Source organism: Streptomyces sp. NPDC001393, from assembly GCF_053597455.1.
The window spans coordinates 103,009-119,297 of sequence record NZ_JBSFIH010000009.1 but is presented as its reverse complement, the minus strand read 5'-3'; the positions used below and the strand labels follow the sequence as shown (position 1 = coordinate 119,297).

Sequence of the window (16,289 nt, the reverse complement as noted above, 5' to 3'; positions counted from 1 at the left end):
AAGGGACGTCGGACCGCGCTTTAATCGTGTAAAGAGCGAGTTCCTGCGGGGTTACCGGCAGTTGGCCGGTGATCTTCCTGCGCCGGTCACGGGGTTCGCCGTACCGGAGGACAGGTTGTGCGGGTAGGGATGACCCGGACGACCGAGGGTGCACGGAAGCCGACACGAATGGGGGCGGGCATGTCCATGCTGAAGGGGTCGAACACGCCGGTACCGACCACGGCGCTGCGCGTCGAGCTGGGCTGGCGCTGCGGACCCGGCGTGCCCGACGCGGACGCCTCCGCGCTGCTGCTCGCCACCGGGAAGGTCCGCTCCGACGACGACTTCGTCTTCTACAACCAGCCCGCCCATCCCTCCGGCGCGGTGCGCCACGAGGGCAAGACGACGGCCGGCGCGGGCGTCGCCGACACCCTCTTCGTCGACCTCGCGCGCGTGGAGGGCGCGATCGAGCGGATCGTCCTCGCCGCCTCCGCCGACGGCGGGACCTTCGGGCAGGTCCCCGGCCTCTACATCGAGGTGACCGACGCCGCGAGCGGCCAGGTGGTGGCCCGCTTCGACAGCACCGGCGCGACCGTGGAGACGGCCTTCGTGCTCGGCGAGTTCTACCGTCGTCAGGGCGGCTGGAAGTTCCGCGCCGTCGGCCAGGGCTACGGCAGCGGACTCGAGGGTCTGGCCACGGACTTCGGCATCACCGTGGACGAACCCCAGCACGCCGCACCGCCCGCCGCACCGCGCCCGGTGACCCCGCCCCCGCCCTCCGCCCCGGCCCCCGCACCGCCACGCCCGACCGCGCCGCCCCCGACCATGCCGCCCGCGTCCGGGCCCGCCTGGCCCGCGGCCATGCCGTCCGCGCCCGGGACCCCTCCGGCGCCCCGGCCCGTTCGCCTGTCCAAGGTCACCCTCACGAAGGCGGCACCCTCCGTCTCGCTCGCCAAGCAGGGCGGCACCTCCGGCGCCATGCGGGTCAACCTCAACTGGCAGATGCGCAGGCAGCTTTCCGGCTGGGGAAGCCGGTGGGGAGCAGGGCGAGGAGAGATCGACCTCGACCTGTGCGCCCTGTACGAACTCGCCGACGGCCGTAAAGGGGTCGTACAGGCTCTCGGCAACGCCTTCGGTTCGCTGCACCGGCCGCCGTACATCCACCTCGACGGCGACGACCGCACCGGCGCCGTGGCGAGCGGCGAGAACCTCACGATCAACCTGGACCACACGCAGGACTTCCGGCGCATCCTCGTCTTCGTCACCATCTACGAAGGCGCGGACTCCTTCGCCGACCTGCACGCCACCGTCACCCTCCAGCCGCAGCACGGCGCCCCGATCGACTTCTCGCTCGACGAGTGCACCGTGCCGTCCACGGTGTGCGCGCTCGCCCTGATCAGCAACACCGGCGGCGATCTCCTGGTGCAGCGCGAGGCGCGGTATCTGGTGCCGGAGCGCGGAGTGAGCCCGCAGCGGACCATAGACCGCGCCTACGGATGGGGCATGAACTGGACGCCCGGCCGCAAGTGACCGGGCTCAGCCCTCGTCGGGCACGGCGTCGGGCACGGCATCGGGGCGCGCGTACGTCCGGCCCTTCCAGGCGGCACCGCGCCCCCGATAGTGCTGCACGGCCGAGTCGACCGTCATCAGCAGATAGAGGGACGCGGTGAACGGCAGCAGCGGAGCGAGCCACAGCGGCTGCCGGTAGTAGCGCAGCATCGGCACGTACGTTCCCGCCATCACCGACCACGCCAGAGCGCCGAGGACCGCCGTCGCCGTACCGGCGCCCGCCGCTCCGACGACCACCGCGGCGGGCGGCACCAGGTACACCAGCGCCAGCCCGGCGACCGTGCCGAGGAGCAGCAGCGGGTTGTGCCGCAACTGGGCGTAGGCGCTGCGCGAGACCATCCGCCACAGGTCGTGCAGCCGCGGATACGGCCGCACGCTGTCCACCCGGTCGGCCAGTCCCAGCCAGACGTGCCCGCCGGTGCCCTTCACCGCGCGGGCGAGCGCCACGTCGTCGATGACGGCGTGCCGGATGCCGTCCGGGATGCGGGCCTTCTCGGCCATCGAGGCGCGCAGCAGGACACAGCCGCCCGCCGCCGCGGCGGTTCGCGATCCCTTCCGGCCGATCCACCGGAAGGGATACAGCTGCGCGAAGAAGTAGACGAACGCCGGGACCACCAGCCGCTCCCACACGCTCTCCACCCGCAGCCGTGCCATCTGCGACACGACGTCGAAGCCCCCGGCGTGGGTCGCCGCCACCAGCGCGCGCAGGCTGTCCGGCGCGTGCGCGATGTCCGCGTCCGTCAGGAGCAGGTATTCGGGATCGCGCGCGCGTGCCAGGCCGATGCCGTGCCGGACCGCCCACAGCTTGCCCGTCCAGCCCGCCGGCGGTTCACCCGGCGAGCTCACGGTCAGCGGCAGCCCGCCGTGCCGCCGGGACAGCTCACGGGCCAGTTCCCCGGTGCCGTCGGTGCTCCCGTCGTCGACGACGAAGACCTCCGCCCGCCCCGGATATTCCTGCGCCAGCAACGACGGCAGGCTCGCGGGCAGCACCGCTGCCTCGTCCCGGGCCGGTACGACCACACAGACCGACGGCCATGCGTCCGGTTCCCGGCGCGGCGGCAGCCGGACGTCCGTGCGCCAGAAGAAGCCCTGGCACAGCAGCAGCCAGCACCACGCGGCCAGCGACACGACGGTGATCCACAGCAGGGCGCTCACGCCCGCAGTCTGCCCCACCGGACCGGCCCGCAAGACCCCATCGTCTATCGTGGCCGGGTGAAGATCGCGCTCATGGACTCCGGAATCGGCCTGCTCCCCGCCGCCGCCGCGGTACGGCGGCTGCGGCCCGACGCGGACCTCGTGCTCTCCTGGGACCCGGACGGGATGCCCTGGGGGCCGCGCACCCCGCAGGACATCACCCAGCGGGCCCTCGCCGTGTGCGAGGCCGCCGCCGCCCACGAGCCCGATGTCCTGATCGTCGCCTGCAACACCGCCTCCGTGCACTCCCTCCCGGTGCTGCGGGCCCGCTTCGAACCGGATCTGCCGATCATCGGCACCGTCCCGGCGATCAAGCCGGCCGCGGCGGGCGGCGGGCACGTCGCGATCTGGGCGACCCCCGCCACCACCGGAAGCGCCTACCAGCGCCATCTGATCGAGCAGTTCGCGGACGGTGTGGCCGTCACCGAGGTGCCCTGCCCCGGCCTCGCGGACGCGGTGCACCACGCGGACGAGGGCGCGATCGAAGCCGCGATCGCCGCGGCCGCCGCCCGCACCCCCGAGGACGTCACCACCGTCGTCCTGGGCTGCACCAACTACGAGCTGGTCGGCGAGCGCATCCGGGCGGCCGTCCAGCGGCCCGGCCGTCCGCCGCTCGCGCTGCACGGCTCCGCCGGGGCGGTGGCCGCGCAGGCCCTGCGCCGGATCGGCGCGGAGCCGGCCCCGGCCGCCGTCGCCGACACCACCCTCACGGTGCTGCTGAGCGGCCGCGAGGCCACGCTCCCGGACACGGCGTTGTCCTACGAGGAGGGCCGGTTCCTGCAGGCGGTCAGCCCGGTCCGCTGACCGGCCGGGCCGCGACGAGCGCGCCCCGGTCCGCCGTGGTCCACCCGGGTCAGTCACCCTCTGCCACGCCCTACCCGCGCAGCGAAACCTGAGTAACCTCATAAACATGAGGGACCACCGCCACGCCGACGACGGCCCGCATCCCGAGGTGTGGACGGGGCGCGCCACGAACCGGGTCCAGTGGCTGCTGGCGCTGGTCGGCGCGGCCTGCATGGCGCTCGGGATCGAGCTGGCCGTGGACTCGGCCTGGACCTCCGGCGTCGCCCCGCTGGCGATGTCCGTCGTGGGCTGCATCGCCGCCGGTCTGCTGGTCCTCTTCGGGACGCTCGCCTTCGTGCACGTCGACCTCAGGCTCGACAAGGAGTGCGTGGAGGTCCGCTGCGGCCACATGGGGCTGCCGCGTCGGCGCATCCCGCTCTCCCATGTGGCCGGAGCCGACTTCACCGCTCTCGTCACGCCCCGGCACTGGGGCGGCTGGGGCTACCGGTGGCGCCCCGAGAAGGGCACGGCCGTGGTCGTGCGCCGTGGCGAGGGCATCGTGCTGCGCCTGTGGGACGGTCACACCTTCACGATCACCGTGGACAACGCCGAGTCGGCGGTCCGGGTCATCAGGGAGCGGCTGCGGACCATCACTCCGGGGTCGGGCCGCTGAGCTGGCGCGGCACGCAGCGGCACAGGGCCTAGCAGGGAAACACACCGGTCAGGGCCGGGGCTCCGCGCCCGCGCGCGCCCACGGACGCGCCGTCCCCCACCCAGCCAGCAGCCCGGCGCCCACGGTCACCGCGGTGAAGCTGAGCGCGTTGCTCACCGTGGCGAACACGGCCAGTGCCGTCAGGGCCGCGCCGGCGGTCAGGACGATCGGAGTGGAACGGGGCGAGCGCCACAGCGAGTGCAGCAGCCAGCAGAACGCGGCGACGAACAGGAACATCCCGACGACGCCCTGCTCCGCCGCGAGCTGGAGCAGGGCGGAGTGCGGCCTGCCGTCCGCGGACAGCTGCGCGGCCGTGCCGCTCAGCTCGCCGAACCGTCCCGGGCCGACGCCGATTCCCAGGTTCCGGCCCGCCAGGTGCAGGGCGTCCTGCCACAGCGCGACCCGGTATGCGCCCAGCCGGCCTTCGAGGACCCGGGCGAGCCCGCCCGGCAGTACGCCGGCGGCGAGAGCCCAGGCCGTTCCGGCCGTCGACGCCGCCACCACGGCCAGGCCCAGCAGACAGACGCCCCGGCGGGACACCGAGCCCGCGGCGAGCGAACACAGCAGCACGGCAGCACTCGCCACGCTCCCGGCCACCGACCCCAGTACGGCCGCGGTCACCGCGATCCCGACGGCCGGCAGCCGCAGCACCAGTCTCAGCTCCGGTACGGGAGCCGCCCAGGCGGCGCAGCACACGGCAGCCGTGGCCAAGGTCAGCAGGGCCGCCGTGCCACCGGCGTGACCGAGCGGGGCGGTGTACCGGGGACCCGCGGAGAGCCCGGGCAGGGCCAGGGCCAGCGCCAGTCCGGCCGTCGCACCGGCGCACGGCGCGGCCACCGGTAGCAGTGCCCCCGACACCCGGCCGACGGCATGACCGGCGGCCACGGCGAGCACCGCGAGCAGCACGCCCTCCGGCCGTCCGTCATGCGCTGCCGCGGTGATCAGCGACCAGCCGGCGCAGGCGCCCAGCAGGACCATGCCCGCCCCGTCAGAAACGTTTCGCCTGACGTCGGCCCCGCCCGCGGCCACACCGGCCGCGAGCTCCGCCTCCCCGGCCGCAGACCTCGTCCCCGTCGACCCCACCGCTGCCCCTCGTTCCCCGGTCCCCGACCCCGCGTCAGGCCACGGCCGGGTACGGCGCCCGGATCCGGCCGCACCGCCGCGGCTGGGCTCACCGTAGCGGCTGATGACCGGTTTGGGCACGAGATGCGGCGGAACGTCGCGGTCGGGCGGTGACGACATCGTGTGCGCGGACCCGGCGTCGGGGCGGGGCGCTCGCCGCGGGACCCGGCCGGTATGTGCTGGCTGGCCGGGAGGCGCGGCGGCCAGGGACGACCGTGGTCCGCGGGGCCGGTCCGGCCCGCGAACCGCGCTGTCGGCGGCCAGGGCAGCCGCCGTACACTCACCCGGGTGACCGTCACCGCAACTTCCGTGGACCAGCTGGACCAGCTCCAGCCGTCCCCCGCGCCCAGCGCGTTCCGCGGCCGCCTGCTGCGCCTGGTCCCGGCCGTCGCCTCCGCGCTCTGCGGAGTGCTGCTCTACGTCAGCTTCCCGCCGCGCACCCTGTGGTGGCTGGCACTGCCCGCCTTCGCCGGTTTCGGCTGGGTGCTGCGCGGCCGTGAATGGAAGGCGGCCCTCGGCCTCGGCTACCTCTTCGGGCTCGGTTTCCTGCTGCCGTTGCTGGTGTGGACCGGCGTGGAGGTCGGCCCCGGCCCCTGGCTCGCCCTCGTCGCCATCGAGGCGGTCTTCGTCGGCCTGGTCGGCGTCGGCGTGGCCGCCGTCTCGAGGCTGCCGGCCTGGCCGGTGTGGGCGGCCGCCCTCTGGATCGCGGGAGAGGCGGTACGCGCGCGTGTGCCCTTCCGGGGCTTCCCCTGGGGCAAGATCGCGTTCGGGCAGGCGGACGGCGTCTTCCTGCCGCTCGCCGCGGTGGGCGGCACACCCGTGCTCGGCTTCGCGGTCGTGCTGTGCGGATTCGGCCTGTACGAGGCCGGCCGGCTGGTCGCCGAGCGGCGCCGGACCCGGACCGTGCGGCGTGGCGCGGCGGCCGCCGCGCTGCTGAGCGTGGCCGTCCCGGTGGCGGGCGCGGTCGCCGCCCGGCCGCTGGTGAGCGACAAGGCCGAGGCCGGCACCCGGACCGTCGCGGTCATCCAGGGCAACGTGCCGCGCTCCGGGCTGGAGTTCAGCGCCCAGCGCCGGGCCGTGCTCGACTACCACGTGCGCGAGACGCTCAAGCTCGCCGCCGACATCAAGGCGGGCAGGGCCCCGAAGCCCGACTACGTGCTGTGGCCGGAGAACTCCTCCGACATCGACCCCTTCGCCAACCCGGACGCGGCCGCCGTCATCGACGAGGCCGCCAAGGCGGTCGGCGTGCCCCTCTCGGTCGGCGGCGTCGTGGAGCGGGACGGCAAGCTGCTCAACGAACAGATCCTGTGGGACCCGGCCAAGGGACCGACGCAGACCTACGACAAGCGGCAGATCCAGCCGTTCGGCGAGTACCTCCCGCTGCGCGGGCTCGTCGGTGCGGTCAACAAGAACTGGACCGGTATGGTCCGCCAGGACTTCAGCCGCGGCAGCACGCCGGGCGTCTTCGACATCGACGGCGCCAAGGTCGGCCTCGCCACCTGCTACGAGGCCGCCTTCGACTGGGCCGTGCGGGACACGGTCACCCACGGCGCGGAGATGATCTCCGTGCCGAGCAACAACGCGACCTTCGACCGCAGCGAGATGACCTACCAGCAGCTCGCCATGTCCCGGATCCGCGCCGTCGAGCACAGCCGCACCGTCACCGTGCCGGTGACCAGCGGTGTCAGCGCGGTCATCATGCCGGACGGGAAGATCACCCGGCGGACCGGCATGTTCGTGCCCGCCTACCTCGTCCAGAAGGTGCCGCTGCGCACCTCCAGGACCCCCGCGACCGAACTCGGCATCCTCCCGGAGATCGCCCTGGTGCTGGTCGCCGCGGGCGGTGTCGGCTGGGCGATCGGGTCCGGGCTGCGCCGCCGGCGCGCCGGTGGCGCATAGCCGTACGACCGGCGTACGCCCCCTGAGCCGGTGCGCACACCCGCTGAACCGCCCCAAGGACATGGATCCGGCCCGTTAGGGTCGGGCCCATGGCTACTCCTGACTTCATCCGCACCCTCCGAGCCTCCGCCGGCCGGCAACTGCTCTGGCTCCCCGGCGTCACGGCGATCGTCTTCGACGACGAGGGCAGAGTGCTCCTGGGCCGGCGGACCGACACCCGCCAGTGGTCGGTGATCGGGGGCATTCCGGAGCCCGGTGAGCAGCCCGCGGCCTGCGCCGTGCGCGAGGTCTTCGAGGAGACGGCGGTGCACTGCGTGGCCGAGCGCGTCGTCCTGGTCCAGGCCGTGGAGCCGGTCACCTACCCCAACGGTGACCGGTGCCAGTACATGGACATCACCATCCGCTGCCGCGCCGTGGGCGGCGAGGCCCGGGTCAACGACGACGAGTCCCTGGAAGTGGGCTGGTTCACGGTGGATGCGCTGCCCGAGCTCAACGACTTCGGCCGCTTCCGGATCAAGCAGGCCATGTCCGATGCACCCACATGGTTTGACCCTACGACTGTGGGCTGAAGTATGGGCTGCCACCACATGTGGTGACGAGTGGGTTCCGCTTAGGGTCGGCACATGACCTCGTCCAGCCGGCCGCCCGCCCCGCACCCCCGGCCCCTCTCCCTCGACCTCGGCGGCCGCACCGCCCTCGTCACCGGCGCCGCAAGCGGCATCGGCCGCGCCTGCGCGCTGCGGCTGGCGGCCGCCGGAGCGAAGGTCCGGGCCGTCGACCGCGACACGGCCGGCCTGGCCGAGCTGGCCCAGCAGGCGGAACGCGCCGGTGATCTGCCGGGGACCGTCGAACCGCACGTCGTGGACCTCACCGACCTCGACGCCGCCGAGTGCGCCGCCGCCGGCGCGGATGTGCTGGTCAACAACGCGGGCCTGCAACTGGTGCGTCCCATCGAGGAGTTCCCGCCGGACGTCTTCCACACCGTGCTGACCGTGATGCTGGAGGCGCCGTTCCGCCTCATCCGCGGCGCCCTGCCGCACATGTACGCGCAGGGCTGGGGCCGGATAGTCAATGTGTCCTCCGTCCATGGTCTGCGAGCCTCTGCCTTCAAGTCCGCGTATGTGTCCGCCAAACACGGTCTGGAGGGGCTGTCGAAGACAGCCGCTCTGGAAGGGGCGGCCCATGGGGTGACCTCGAACTGTGTGAACCCGGCCTATGTGCGCACGCCCCTGGTGGAGAAGCAGATCGCCGACCAGGCGCAGGCGCACGGCATCCCCGAGGAACGCGTGCTGTCCGAGATCCTGCTGAAGGACAGCGCGGTCCAGCGGCTCATCGAACCGGAGGAGGTCGCCGAGGCCGTGGCCTACCTGTGCAGCCCGCAGGCGTCCTTCGTCACCGGCACCTCACTGGTGCTCGACGGCGGGTGGACGGCCCACTGAAGCGTCCGGCGGCGCCCGGCCGGGGAGTTTTCCACAGGCCTGACGGGCCGGGCCCGCGATGCGGAATCCTGTGACCATGTCTCGCGATCACGTTCAGTCGGCACCCAGCGGCAGCGCCGAGGCCGCCTACCTCGAGCTGCTGACCCGCGACGCCTCCGCGGAGGCGTACGAGCAGCCGGTGCTGCTCGCCCGCGCCGAGGGCGGGCCGGCCGACCGGATCGCCGCGCTGGAGCGGGCCAAGCTGCTCGCCCTGCGGGTCCGGGCCGAGCTGGAGGGGCGCCGGCGCCGCGAGGCGGAGCTGTCCGCACTGTTCGAGACCGCCCACGACCTCGCGGGCCTGCGCGATCTCGACGCCGTCCTGCAGGCCATCGTGCAGCGCGCCCGCTCCCTGCTCGGCACGGACGTCGCCTACCTCACCCTGAACGACCCGGCGCGCGGCGACACCTATATGCGGGTCACGGAGGGCTCGGTCTCCGCCCGCTTCCAGCAGCTGCGCCTCGGCATGGGCGAGGGCCTCGGCGGGCTGGTCGCCCAGACGACCCGGCCGTACGTCACGGACGACTACTTCAAGGACGCCCGCTTCCAGCACACCCTCACCATCGACTCCGGCGTCCGCGACGAGGGCCTGGTCGCCATCCTCGGCGTCCCCCTCATGCTCGGCCCGCACGTCATCGGCGTCCTCTTCGCCGCCGACCGCAGGGCACGCGTCTTCGAACGCGAACAGATCGCCCTGCTCGGCTCCTTCGCCGCGCTCGCAGCGGCCGCGATCGACTCCGCCAACCTGCTCACCGAGACCCGCGCCGCCCTGGCCGGCCTGGAGCGCGCCAACGAGATCATCCGGGACCGCAGCGCGGCCATCGAGCGCGCCTCCGACGTCCACGACCGACTCGCCGAACTCGTCCTGCGCGGCGGCGGGGTGCACGACGTGGCCGCGGCCGTCTCCGAAGTCCTCGACGGCACCGTGGAGTTCGGCGAGGCCGACGCGGCACCGGCCGAAGCGCTCGAGGCCTCCCGCGCCGAGGGACACGCCGTACGGCACGGCAACGACTGGATCGCCGCGGTCGCCGCGGGCGGCGAACTCCTCGGCGCGCTGGTCCTGCGCGGACACCCCGGCCTCGACCCCGTCGACCAGCGCACCCTGGAGCGCGCGGCGATGGTCACCTCGCTCCTGCTGCTTGCCCGCCGCTCGGCGGCCGAGGCCGAACAACGGGTGCGGGGCGAGCTGCTGGACGACCTGCTCGATGCGCGCGACCGCGATCCGCGCCTGCTGCGCGAACGCGCCGCCCGGCTGCGCGCCGACCTCGACGCCACCCAGGTCGTCCTCGCCGCTCGCCTGGACGGCCCGGCCGCCGACGCCGACGAGGAGGCCGCGGCCCGGCGCCGGCTCTGGTCGGCCGCCTCCCACCTCGCCGCGACCCGGCACGGCCTGGCCGCCGCACGCGACGGCGGCACCGTCCTGCTGCTGCCGCTCACCGCCGGCGACACCGCCACGGACCTGGCCCGGCGCACCGCCCGCCAGCTCGGTACGGCCGTCCACCAACCCGTCACGGTCGGCGCCTCGGCCCCGGTCACCGAGCTCACCACCCGTCCCGAGACCGTCGCCACCGCCTACGCCGAGGGCCGCCGCTGCCTGGAGGCGCTGCATCTGCTCGGCCGGGCCGGGGACGGCGCGGCGGCCGAGGACTTCGGCTTCCTCGGCCTGCTCCTCGCGGGCGAACGGGACATCGCCGGCTTCGTCGACCGCACGATCGGCCCGGTCGTGACCTACGACGAGCGACGGGGTACGGAACTGCTGCGCACTCTCGACGCCTACTTCGCCTGCGGGATGAGCCCCGCCCGGACCAAGGACACGCTGCACGTCCACGTGAACACGGTCGCCCAACGGCTGGAGCGGGTGGGCCGGCTGCTGGGCGAGGACTGGCAGACCCCGGCCCGCGCCCTGGAGATCCAACTGGCCCTGCGGCTGCACCGGTTGGCGGCACCGGACAGACGCTGACCCCCGTACGAACGTGCCGTACGGGGGCCGGGCGTGCAGGCTCCTTCGGAGAGGCCCGTCAGACCGTCCGTGCCTCGGCGGCAGCACCGGCGGCGATCACATGCCGCCCCGGGCGCCGTGCCGCGCCGGGGTGCGACGGCTCGCTCGCCCTGGCGGGGCGTCCCGGGAGAGCGATGGTGCGCCAAGGTCGTCCTCAACGACCTCGGGGCCGGACTCGACGGCTCGGGCGCCTCCCCGGGCCCCGCCCAGCAGGTCGTCGACGAGATCCGCGCGCTCGGCGGCGAGGCCGTCGCGCACGGCTCGGACATCGCCACCTCCGAGGGCGCGGCGAGGACGACTGGGACGCGGTGCTGCGCGTGCACCTCAAGGGCCACTTCCTGCCGCTGAAACACGCCGCCGCGCACTGGCGTGCCGAGGCGAAGACGGGCCGTACGCCCGAGGCGCGGGTCATCAACACCAGCTCCGGGGCGGGCCTGCTGGGCAGCGTCGGCCAGGGCAACTACTCCGCCGCCAAGGCCGGGCGGTTCCAGCGCCTCCGCCGGGGTGACCGGCCGCGTATTCGAGGCCGAGGCCGGCCGCATCACCGTGATGGCGGGGCCACCCCTCCGGCTCCGGGCGGCCGTTGCCGCCTGAACCCGTGCAGTGCGCCCGGCAGCGCCCCGCTTCGAGCGCTCCCCGGTCTCTCACCTGCCGAATGGCGCCGGTTGTCCAGCCCGGAGCGCGGCATCACGCTGGTGACCGCTCCGGCCGAGCGTAGGGACCACATCATCGCCATGACGAACGTCATGCGCACCGATCAGCAAGGGGTGGGGGAACTCGTCATCCTGGTGGAGGACGCGTGGCAGGCCAGGGGACTCGGCACCGCGCTGGCCGAGCACGCGGCGACCGTTGCCCGCCGCGAGGGACACCACGCGCCGGCCGCCGTGCTGGCGGCGAGCAACGGGTCGATGCTCCACGTCCTGGAGAAACTGGACGCGAGGCCGGTCGGAGCCACCGGGGCCGTGCTCGACCTCCGCATCCTGCTCCAGGCCTTGGCGGCATGATTCACCGCTTGAAGATTCTACAGCGGCCGAAATGCGCCCACTGCGGGCGCACGTGATGTTTTGACCGGCAGTGCTGTGAAACAGTCGGGCGAGGTCGACTCATACCCGTGAGTAACACCTTTGAAAGGGAAACGAGTTGTCGCGCAGCACGACATCCGTACACCGCCCCCTGAACGTGCTCACAGCGTCCAGTGACCATTCCCTGATCGCCGCAAGGGCCGGCGGAAAGGGGAGGAACCTCCACACCCTGACCACGTCCGGTTTTCACGTACCGAGCTGGTCCGTACTCGGCCTGGACGTCTTCGCGGAATTCTGCCGCGCCAGTGGACTGGACGAGCAACTGGCACGACTGCTCACCGACGGCTGGCAGTTGAGGGCCGGACAGGTCGCCGAGAAGATCGCGCGCCTGATCGAGGCCGCGCCGCTCCCCGAACGCATCGCCGAGGTCATCGCCCGGGCCTATCGGCACGCCGGCGGCGGCGCGGTGGCCGTCCGTTCCTCCGGCGCGGAGGAGGACGGCGCCCGGCACTCCTTCGCCGGCCAGTTCGACAGCTTCCTCAACATCCGCGGCCTCGACGAGGTCACCGCCCACGTCCGCCGCTGCTGGGCCTCCGCCTTCTCCGAGCGGTCCCTGTGCTACCGCGCCCAGCGCCGGCTGGATCCCGGCGCCGACGGCGTCGCCGTGATCGTTCAGCGCATGGTCCCGGCCGAGTACAGCGGGGTGCTGTTCAGCGTCGACCCGGCGACCGGCCGTACCGACCGCCATGTGGTCAGCGCGGTGTACGGGCTGGGGGAGGGACTGGTCTCGGGCGCGGTCGACGCGGACACCGTCGTCCTGGACGCGGGCACCGGCGAGCCGCTCACCACGGTGATCGGTGACAAGCGGGAACGCTACGAGGCCGGCCCCGGTCCCGGCTGCCGGCCGCGGCCCGTCACCGACGAGCACCGGTCGGCGCCAGTGCTGACCGCCGCCGCTCTCGCCCGGCTGCACGCGGCGGGGGTCCGCATCACCGCGTGCTACGGCAGCCCCCAGGACATCGAGTGGGCCATGGCCGAGGGCACCCTGTGGATTCTGCAGAGCCGCCCGGTCACCACCCCGGCGCCCGTGCCCGCGCCCGAGGGCGAACTGCGGATCTGGGACAACTCGAACATCATCGAGAGCTTCAGCGGCGTCGTCTCCCCGCTCACCTTCAGCTTCGCCGCCGACACCTACGCCAAGGTGTACGACAGCTACGCCCGTGCCCTGGGCGTCCGCGGCGAGCAACTGCGCGAGGTGCGGGAGTGGACCCCGCATCTGCTCGGTTATGTCCACGGCCGGGTCTACTACAACCTGTTCCACTGGTACCGCATGGTGCGCCTCGCCCCGCTGTACCCGCTGGGCCGGCGGGTATTGGAGAATTCGCTCGGGGTCGCGGAGAGCATTCCGGACGAGATCGCCGACACACTCCATCCGTTCACACCGCGGCCGGGACTGCGCGGCCGGTTCTCGCGCCTGGCCCGCACGATGATCTTCGCCACGAGATTCCTGACCATCCGGAAATCCGTGGAGACCTTCCACCGGGATTTCTACCGGGCCTACGCGAAGTTCAACGATGTCGACTACGACTCCCTGCCCGGTGAGGAGATCTACCGCCGTTTCCGCCGGCTGCAGCGCGAACTCATCGAAAAATGGGGACCGATGCAGGTCCTGGACGCCACGATCCTGCTCTCCGTGGGGCTGCTGGCGCTGCTCACCCGCAGCTGGCTGCCTGAGGCACCCGAATGGTTCATCTGGGCCGCAGCCGCCCCCGGTGGCACGGTGGAGTCCGCCGAACCGGTGCGAGCCCTGCGCGAGCTGGCCGACCGGGCACGCGCCGACGAAGAGGTCCGGCGCCTGCTGGAACGCGTACCCGGATCCGATGCCCACCGGGCGCTGCGGGAAGCCGGTCACACCCGGTTCCTGGCCGCCGTCGACGCATACATCGCCGACTACGGCTACCGCAGCCCCGACGAACTCAAGCTGGAGGTCCCCGACCTGTCCGAGAACCCGGCAGGGCTGTTCACCTTGCTGCGTGACGCGCTGTCGCACACCGAGGAAGACGGCGCTCCGGAGAGTGGCGGCGAGGCCGACGCCTATCTCGACGAGCACCTGCGCGGCCCGCGCCGCCTGCTGTACGAGCGCGTGCGGCACAAGGCCCGGACGGCGCTCGCCGACCGGGAACGCCTCAGGTTCTGCCGCACCAGGGCCTTCGGCGCGGCCAAGCGCATGCTGCGCGCCCTGGGCCGTGACCTGGCGCGCGCCGGCGCCATCGACGCCTGGGACGACGTGTTCATGCTGCGCCTGGAGGAGATCGGCGGCGCGTACGAGGGAATGATCGTCCACACCGAGCTGCGGGAGCTGGTCGCGCTGCGGCGCAGGCAACTGGCCGTCGACACCGGCCTGCACGCCCCGTCCCGCTTCACCACCCGTGGCGCCCCGTACTGGTCGGGCAACCTGGACCGGGCGGGCTGGACCGGCGGCCCGGCCGCCCGCAGCGGCACCCGAGAACTGCGCGGCACCGCCTGCTGCCCCGGCGTCGCCGAAGGGCCCGCCGTGGTCTGTGACACCCCCCGCGACATCGGCGGCGGCATCCTGGTCACCTACCGCACCGACCCCGGCTGGGTCGCCGCGCTGCCCTCGGCCGCCGCCCTCGTCATCGAACGCGGCAGTCCGCTCACCCATGTCGCCGTCGTGGCACGGGAGTTGGGCATTCCGACCGTGGTCCAGGTCAAGAACCTCACCGGTGAGATCCGTACCGGCACGCGCCTTGGCGTCGACGGCGGCGCCGGGACGGTCACGGTACTCGCCGACGCTTGCGACGACGGTACGACCGCCACTCACGACGGCCCCGGAACGGAGACCCCCTCGTGATCCTCACCGAGGAGCAGCTGCAGGACCTGCTCGACACGTCCCTCGCCTCCCTCGCCGAACCGCCCCACGGCACCGAGTGGGCCGCAGTCCTCGAAGGCTCCCTCGCGGAAGGGTTCGGCAACCCGTCCTCCGACATCGACTTCCTGCTCATCGGCCGCACCGAGGACGACCTGCCGACCATGCCGTCGCTGCTGTTCCTGGAGGGCCGGCGGGTGGAGATCCGGACCCGTTCGGTGCGCCGGCTCACCGATCAGCTCCGGGCGGTGGAGGAGGGAGCCGAACGGCCCGGCCGGCTGTCCGAGGACCTCCTCAACCGCTGTCAGCGTCTGCTGCACAGCCACCCGCTGCGCGGCCACGCCCTGGTGGAGGAGGTGAAGGCGTTGCTGCCGGCCGAGCGGTTCCGCCGGATCACCGCCGACTGGTGGGCGCACCGGGCCCGCCAGTCCCTGCGGCACGCGATGGCGCTGCTGTGCCTCGGCGAGAGCGACGCGGCGGTCGACTGGACCCGCGCCGGACTCGTGCAGACCGTCAAGTCATGGGCGGCCGGCCTGGGCGAGACCTACCTCGAACCCAAGTGGCTGTCCCTGCAACTGGACCGGGCCGGCCGGCCGGACGTACGTGACCGCTACGGGGAGCTGCAGGCCGCCGCCCCCGCGTCCGGGGACGACACCGCTGCCCGCGACCACCTCACCGCCTCTCTCGCCTTCGCCGAGGATCTCGGGCTGACCGGCGTCCCCTGGCGGCCCGAGCGGCTCACCGTCGAACGCGTGGCCGGGGTGACCACCTGGCAGACCGGCGAGCGGGTGCACGTCATCCGCGCCCGGCGGGAGCTGTTCGCCCTGGGCGACGACGCCGGTGCCGTGTGGCGCTCCCTCGTCCTGCGCCGGCCGCTGCCCCGCGTGCTGGACGCGGCCGCGGACACCGGTGTCGCCGACCCCGGCCCGCTGCTGGCCGTCTTCCTGCGCTACGGGCTGATCCGCCTCGCCTGGAAGGGCGGCGGCACCGTCACCCCGTCGCTGCCGCTCGCCGCCCCGCCCGGCCCCGTCACCCCGCCGCCCTCCACCGCGCAGCCGGTGCTCTCGGTGCACGGCGCCCGTGTCACCGGCCCCCGCGCCGTCGATCTGATGCCCTTGCCCGCCGACCGGTTCGCCGCCGCTGCCATGGCCCTGGTGTGGTCGAACGTGGTCGTCGAGAACGCCGTCGAGGATCTGACCGGCGCCCTGCGACGCGGCCAGTGGCGGGTCGCAGAACTCAGCGTGCGGCGCGCCGTGCACGCCGCACTGCGCGGACTGTTCAGCGCCCACGGGGTGCATCCGCTGCCGGCCGATCCCGACCTCGTACGCCGCCTCGACCTGCTGCCGTCCGGCACCGGGCCGCTCGGGGCACGCGCCGGCGAACTGCTGCGGCGCACCGCCGGCCCGACGACGAACGGCGATGCCCTGCTCGCAGAGCTGCGTGGCTTCATCGCCCAGGTCCGCGCCGCCGTGGGCGCCCACACCTTCCCGCTCTCCTTCGACTCCGCGGAGACCTGGCGGGCCACCCTGCAACTCGGCCACGACTGGCTGCGCATCGGCGCCCACCTCGACGCGCAACTTCCCATCGAAGAAGCCCGCGACCTGCTAGCCGGCAACGGCGCCCAGCCCCACCAGGCCCGATGACCGCA

General features: G+C 73.5%; 12 protein-coding genes and 1 pseudogene. 11 read left to right on the top strand and 2 right to left on the bottom strand.

Features of this window, described 5'->3' with window-relative positions; genetic code table 11:
- Positions 1 to 186 precede the first annotated feature (186 nt).
- A complete protein-coding gene (locus tag ACWC2T_RS13495) occupies positions 187 to 1,509 on the top strand; it encodes a TerD family protein (RefSeq protein WP_450670597.1) in 1,323 nt (440 codons plus the stop codon).
- Positions 1,510 to 1,515: 6 nt separating this feature from the next.
- Here ACWC2T_RS13495 and ACWC2T_RS13490 read toward each other — a convergent pair whose 3' ends face one another.
- A complete protein-coding gene (locus ACWC2T_RS13490) occupies positions 1,516 to 2,721 on the bottom strand; it encodes a glycosyltransferase (RefSeq protein ID WP_450670596.1) in 1,206 nt (401 codons plus the stop codon).
- A gap of 39 nt (positions 2,722 to 2,760) precedes the next feature.
- On the opposite strand from ACWC2T_RS13490, the gene ACWC2T_RS13485 reads away from it, so the two are divergent.
- The gene (locus ACWC2T_RS13485) at positions 2,761 to 3,546 is read left to right on the top strand and encodes a glutamate racemase (RefSeq protein ID WP_450670510.1); all 786 of its coding nucleotides are present in this window, start codon (positions 2,761 to 2,763) and stop codon (positions 3,544 to 3,546) included.
- A 106-nt stretch (positions 3,547 to 3,652) separates the two neighbouring features.
- Entirely contained in the window at positions 3,653 to 4,198 is a 546-nt protein-coding gene (locus ACWC2T_RS13480; RefSeq protein ID WP_450670509.1) for a hypothetical protein, read from the top strand.
- Between the two features lie 48 nt (positions 4,199 to 4,246).
- On the opposite strand, the gene ACWC2T_RS13475 is transcribed toward ACWC2T_RS13480, so the two are convergent.
- Positions 4,247 to 5,215 carry an O-antigen ligase family protein gene (locus ACWC2T_RS13475; RefSeq protein ID WP_450670508.1) on the bottom strand — a complete coding sequence of 323 codons (969 nt, stop codon included), beginning with the start codon at positions 5,213 to 5,215 and terminating at the stop codon, positions 4,247 to 4,249.
- A gap of 432 nt (positions 5,216 to 5,647) precedes the next feature.
- On the opposite strand from ACWC2T_RS13475, the gene lnt reads away from it, so the two are divergent.
- From lnt to ACWC2T_RS13435, 8 genes and pseudogenes are all read left to right on the top strand, one after another.
- Positions 5,648 to 7,258 carry an apolipoprotein N-acyltransferase gene (gene lnt, locus ACWC2T_RS13470; RefSeq protein WP_450670507.1) on the top strand — a complete coding sequence of 537 codons (1,611 nt, stop codon included), beginning with the start codon at positions 5,648 to 5,650 and terminating at the stop codon, positions 7,256 to 7,258.
- An 89-nt stretch (positions 7,259 to 7,347) separates the two neighbouring features.
- Positions 7,348 to 7,827 (top strand): NUDIX hydrolase, encoded by a 480-nt coding sequence (locus tag ACWC2T_RS13465; RefSeq protein ID WP_450670506.1) that lies wholly within the window; start codon positions 7,348 to 7,350, stop codon positions 7,825 to 7,827.
- Between the two features lie 54 nt (positions 7,828 to 7,881).
- Entirely contained in the window at positions 7,882 to 8,697 is an 816-nt protein-coding gene (locus ACWC2T_RS13460) for a 3-hydroxybutyrate dehydrogenase (RefSeq protein ID WP_450670505.1), read from the top strand.
- A gap of 76 nt (positions 8,698 to 8,773) precedes the next feature.
- Entirely contained in the window at positions 8,774 to 10,693 is a 1,920-nt protein-coding gene (locus ACWC2T_RS13455; protein ID WP_450670504.1) for a helix-turn-helix domain-containing protein, read from the top strand.
- Positions 10,694 to 10,873: 180 nt separating this feature from the next.
- Positions 10,874 to 11,290, top strand: a pseudogene (locus ACWC2T_RS13450) (SDR family NAD(P)-dependent oxidoreductase); the annotation flags it as partial.
- Positions 11,291 to 11,397: 107 nt separating this feature from the next.
- Positions 11,398 to 11,736 (top strand): N-acetyltransferase family protein, encoded by a 339-nt coding sequence (locus ACWC2T_RS13445; protein WP_450670503.1) that lies wholly within the window; start codon positions 11,398 to 11,400, stop codon positions 11,734 to 11,736.
- A 136-nt stretch (positions 11,737 to 11,872) separates the two neighbouring features.
- Positions 11,873 to 14,626 carry a phosphoenolpyruvate synthase gene (locus tag ACWC2T_RS13440; RefSeq protein ID WP_450670502.1) on the top strand — a complete coding sequence of 918 codons (2,754 nt, stop codon included), beginning with the start codon at positions 11,873 to 11,875 and terminating at the stop codon, positions 14,624 to 14,626.
- Positions 14,623 to 16,284: a hypothetical protein gene (locus ACWC2T_RS13435; protein WP_450670501.1), complete on the top strand. Its 1,662-nt coding sequence runs from the start codon at positions 14,623 to 14,625 to the stop codon at positions 16,282 to 16,284. The genes ACWC2T_RS13440 and ACWC2T_RS13435 overlap by 4 nt, the downstream gene beginning before the upstream one ends.
- Positions 16,285 to 16,289 lie beyond the last annotated feature (5 nt).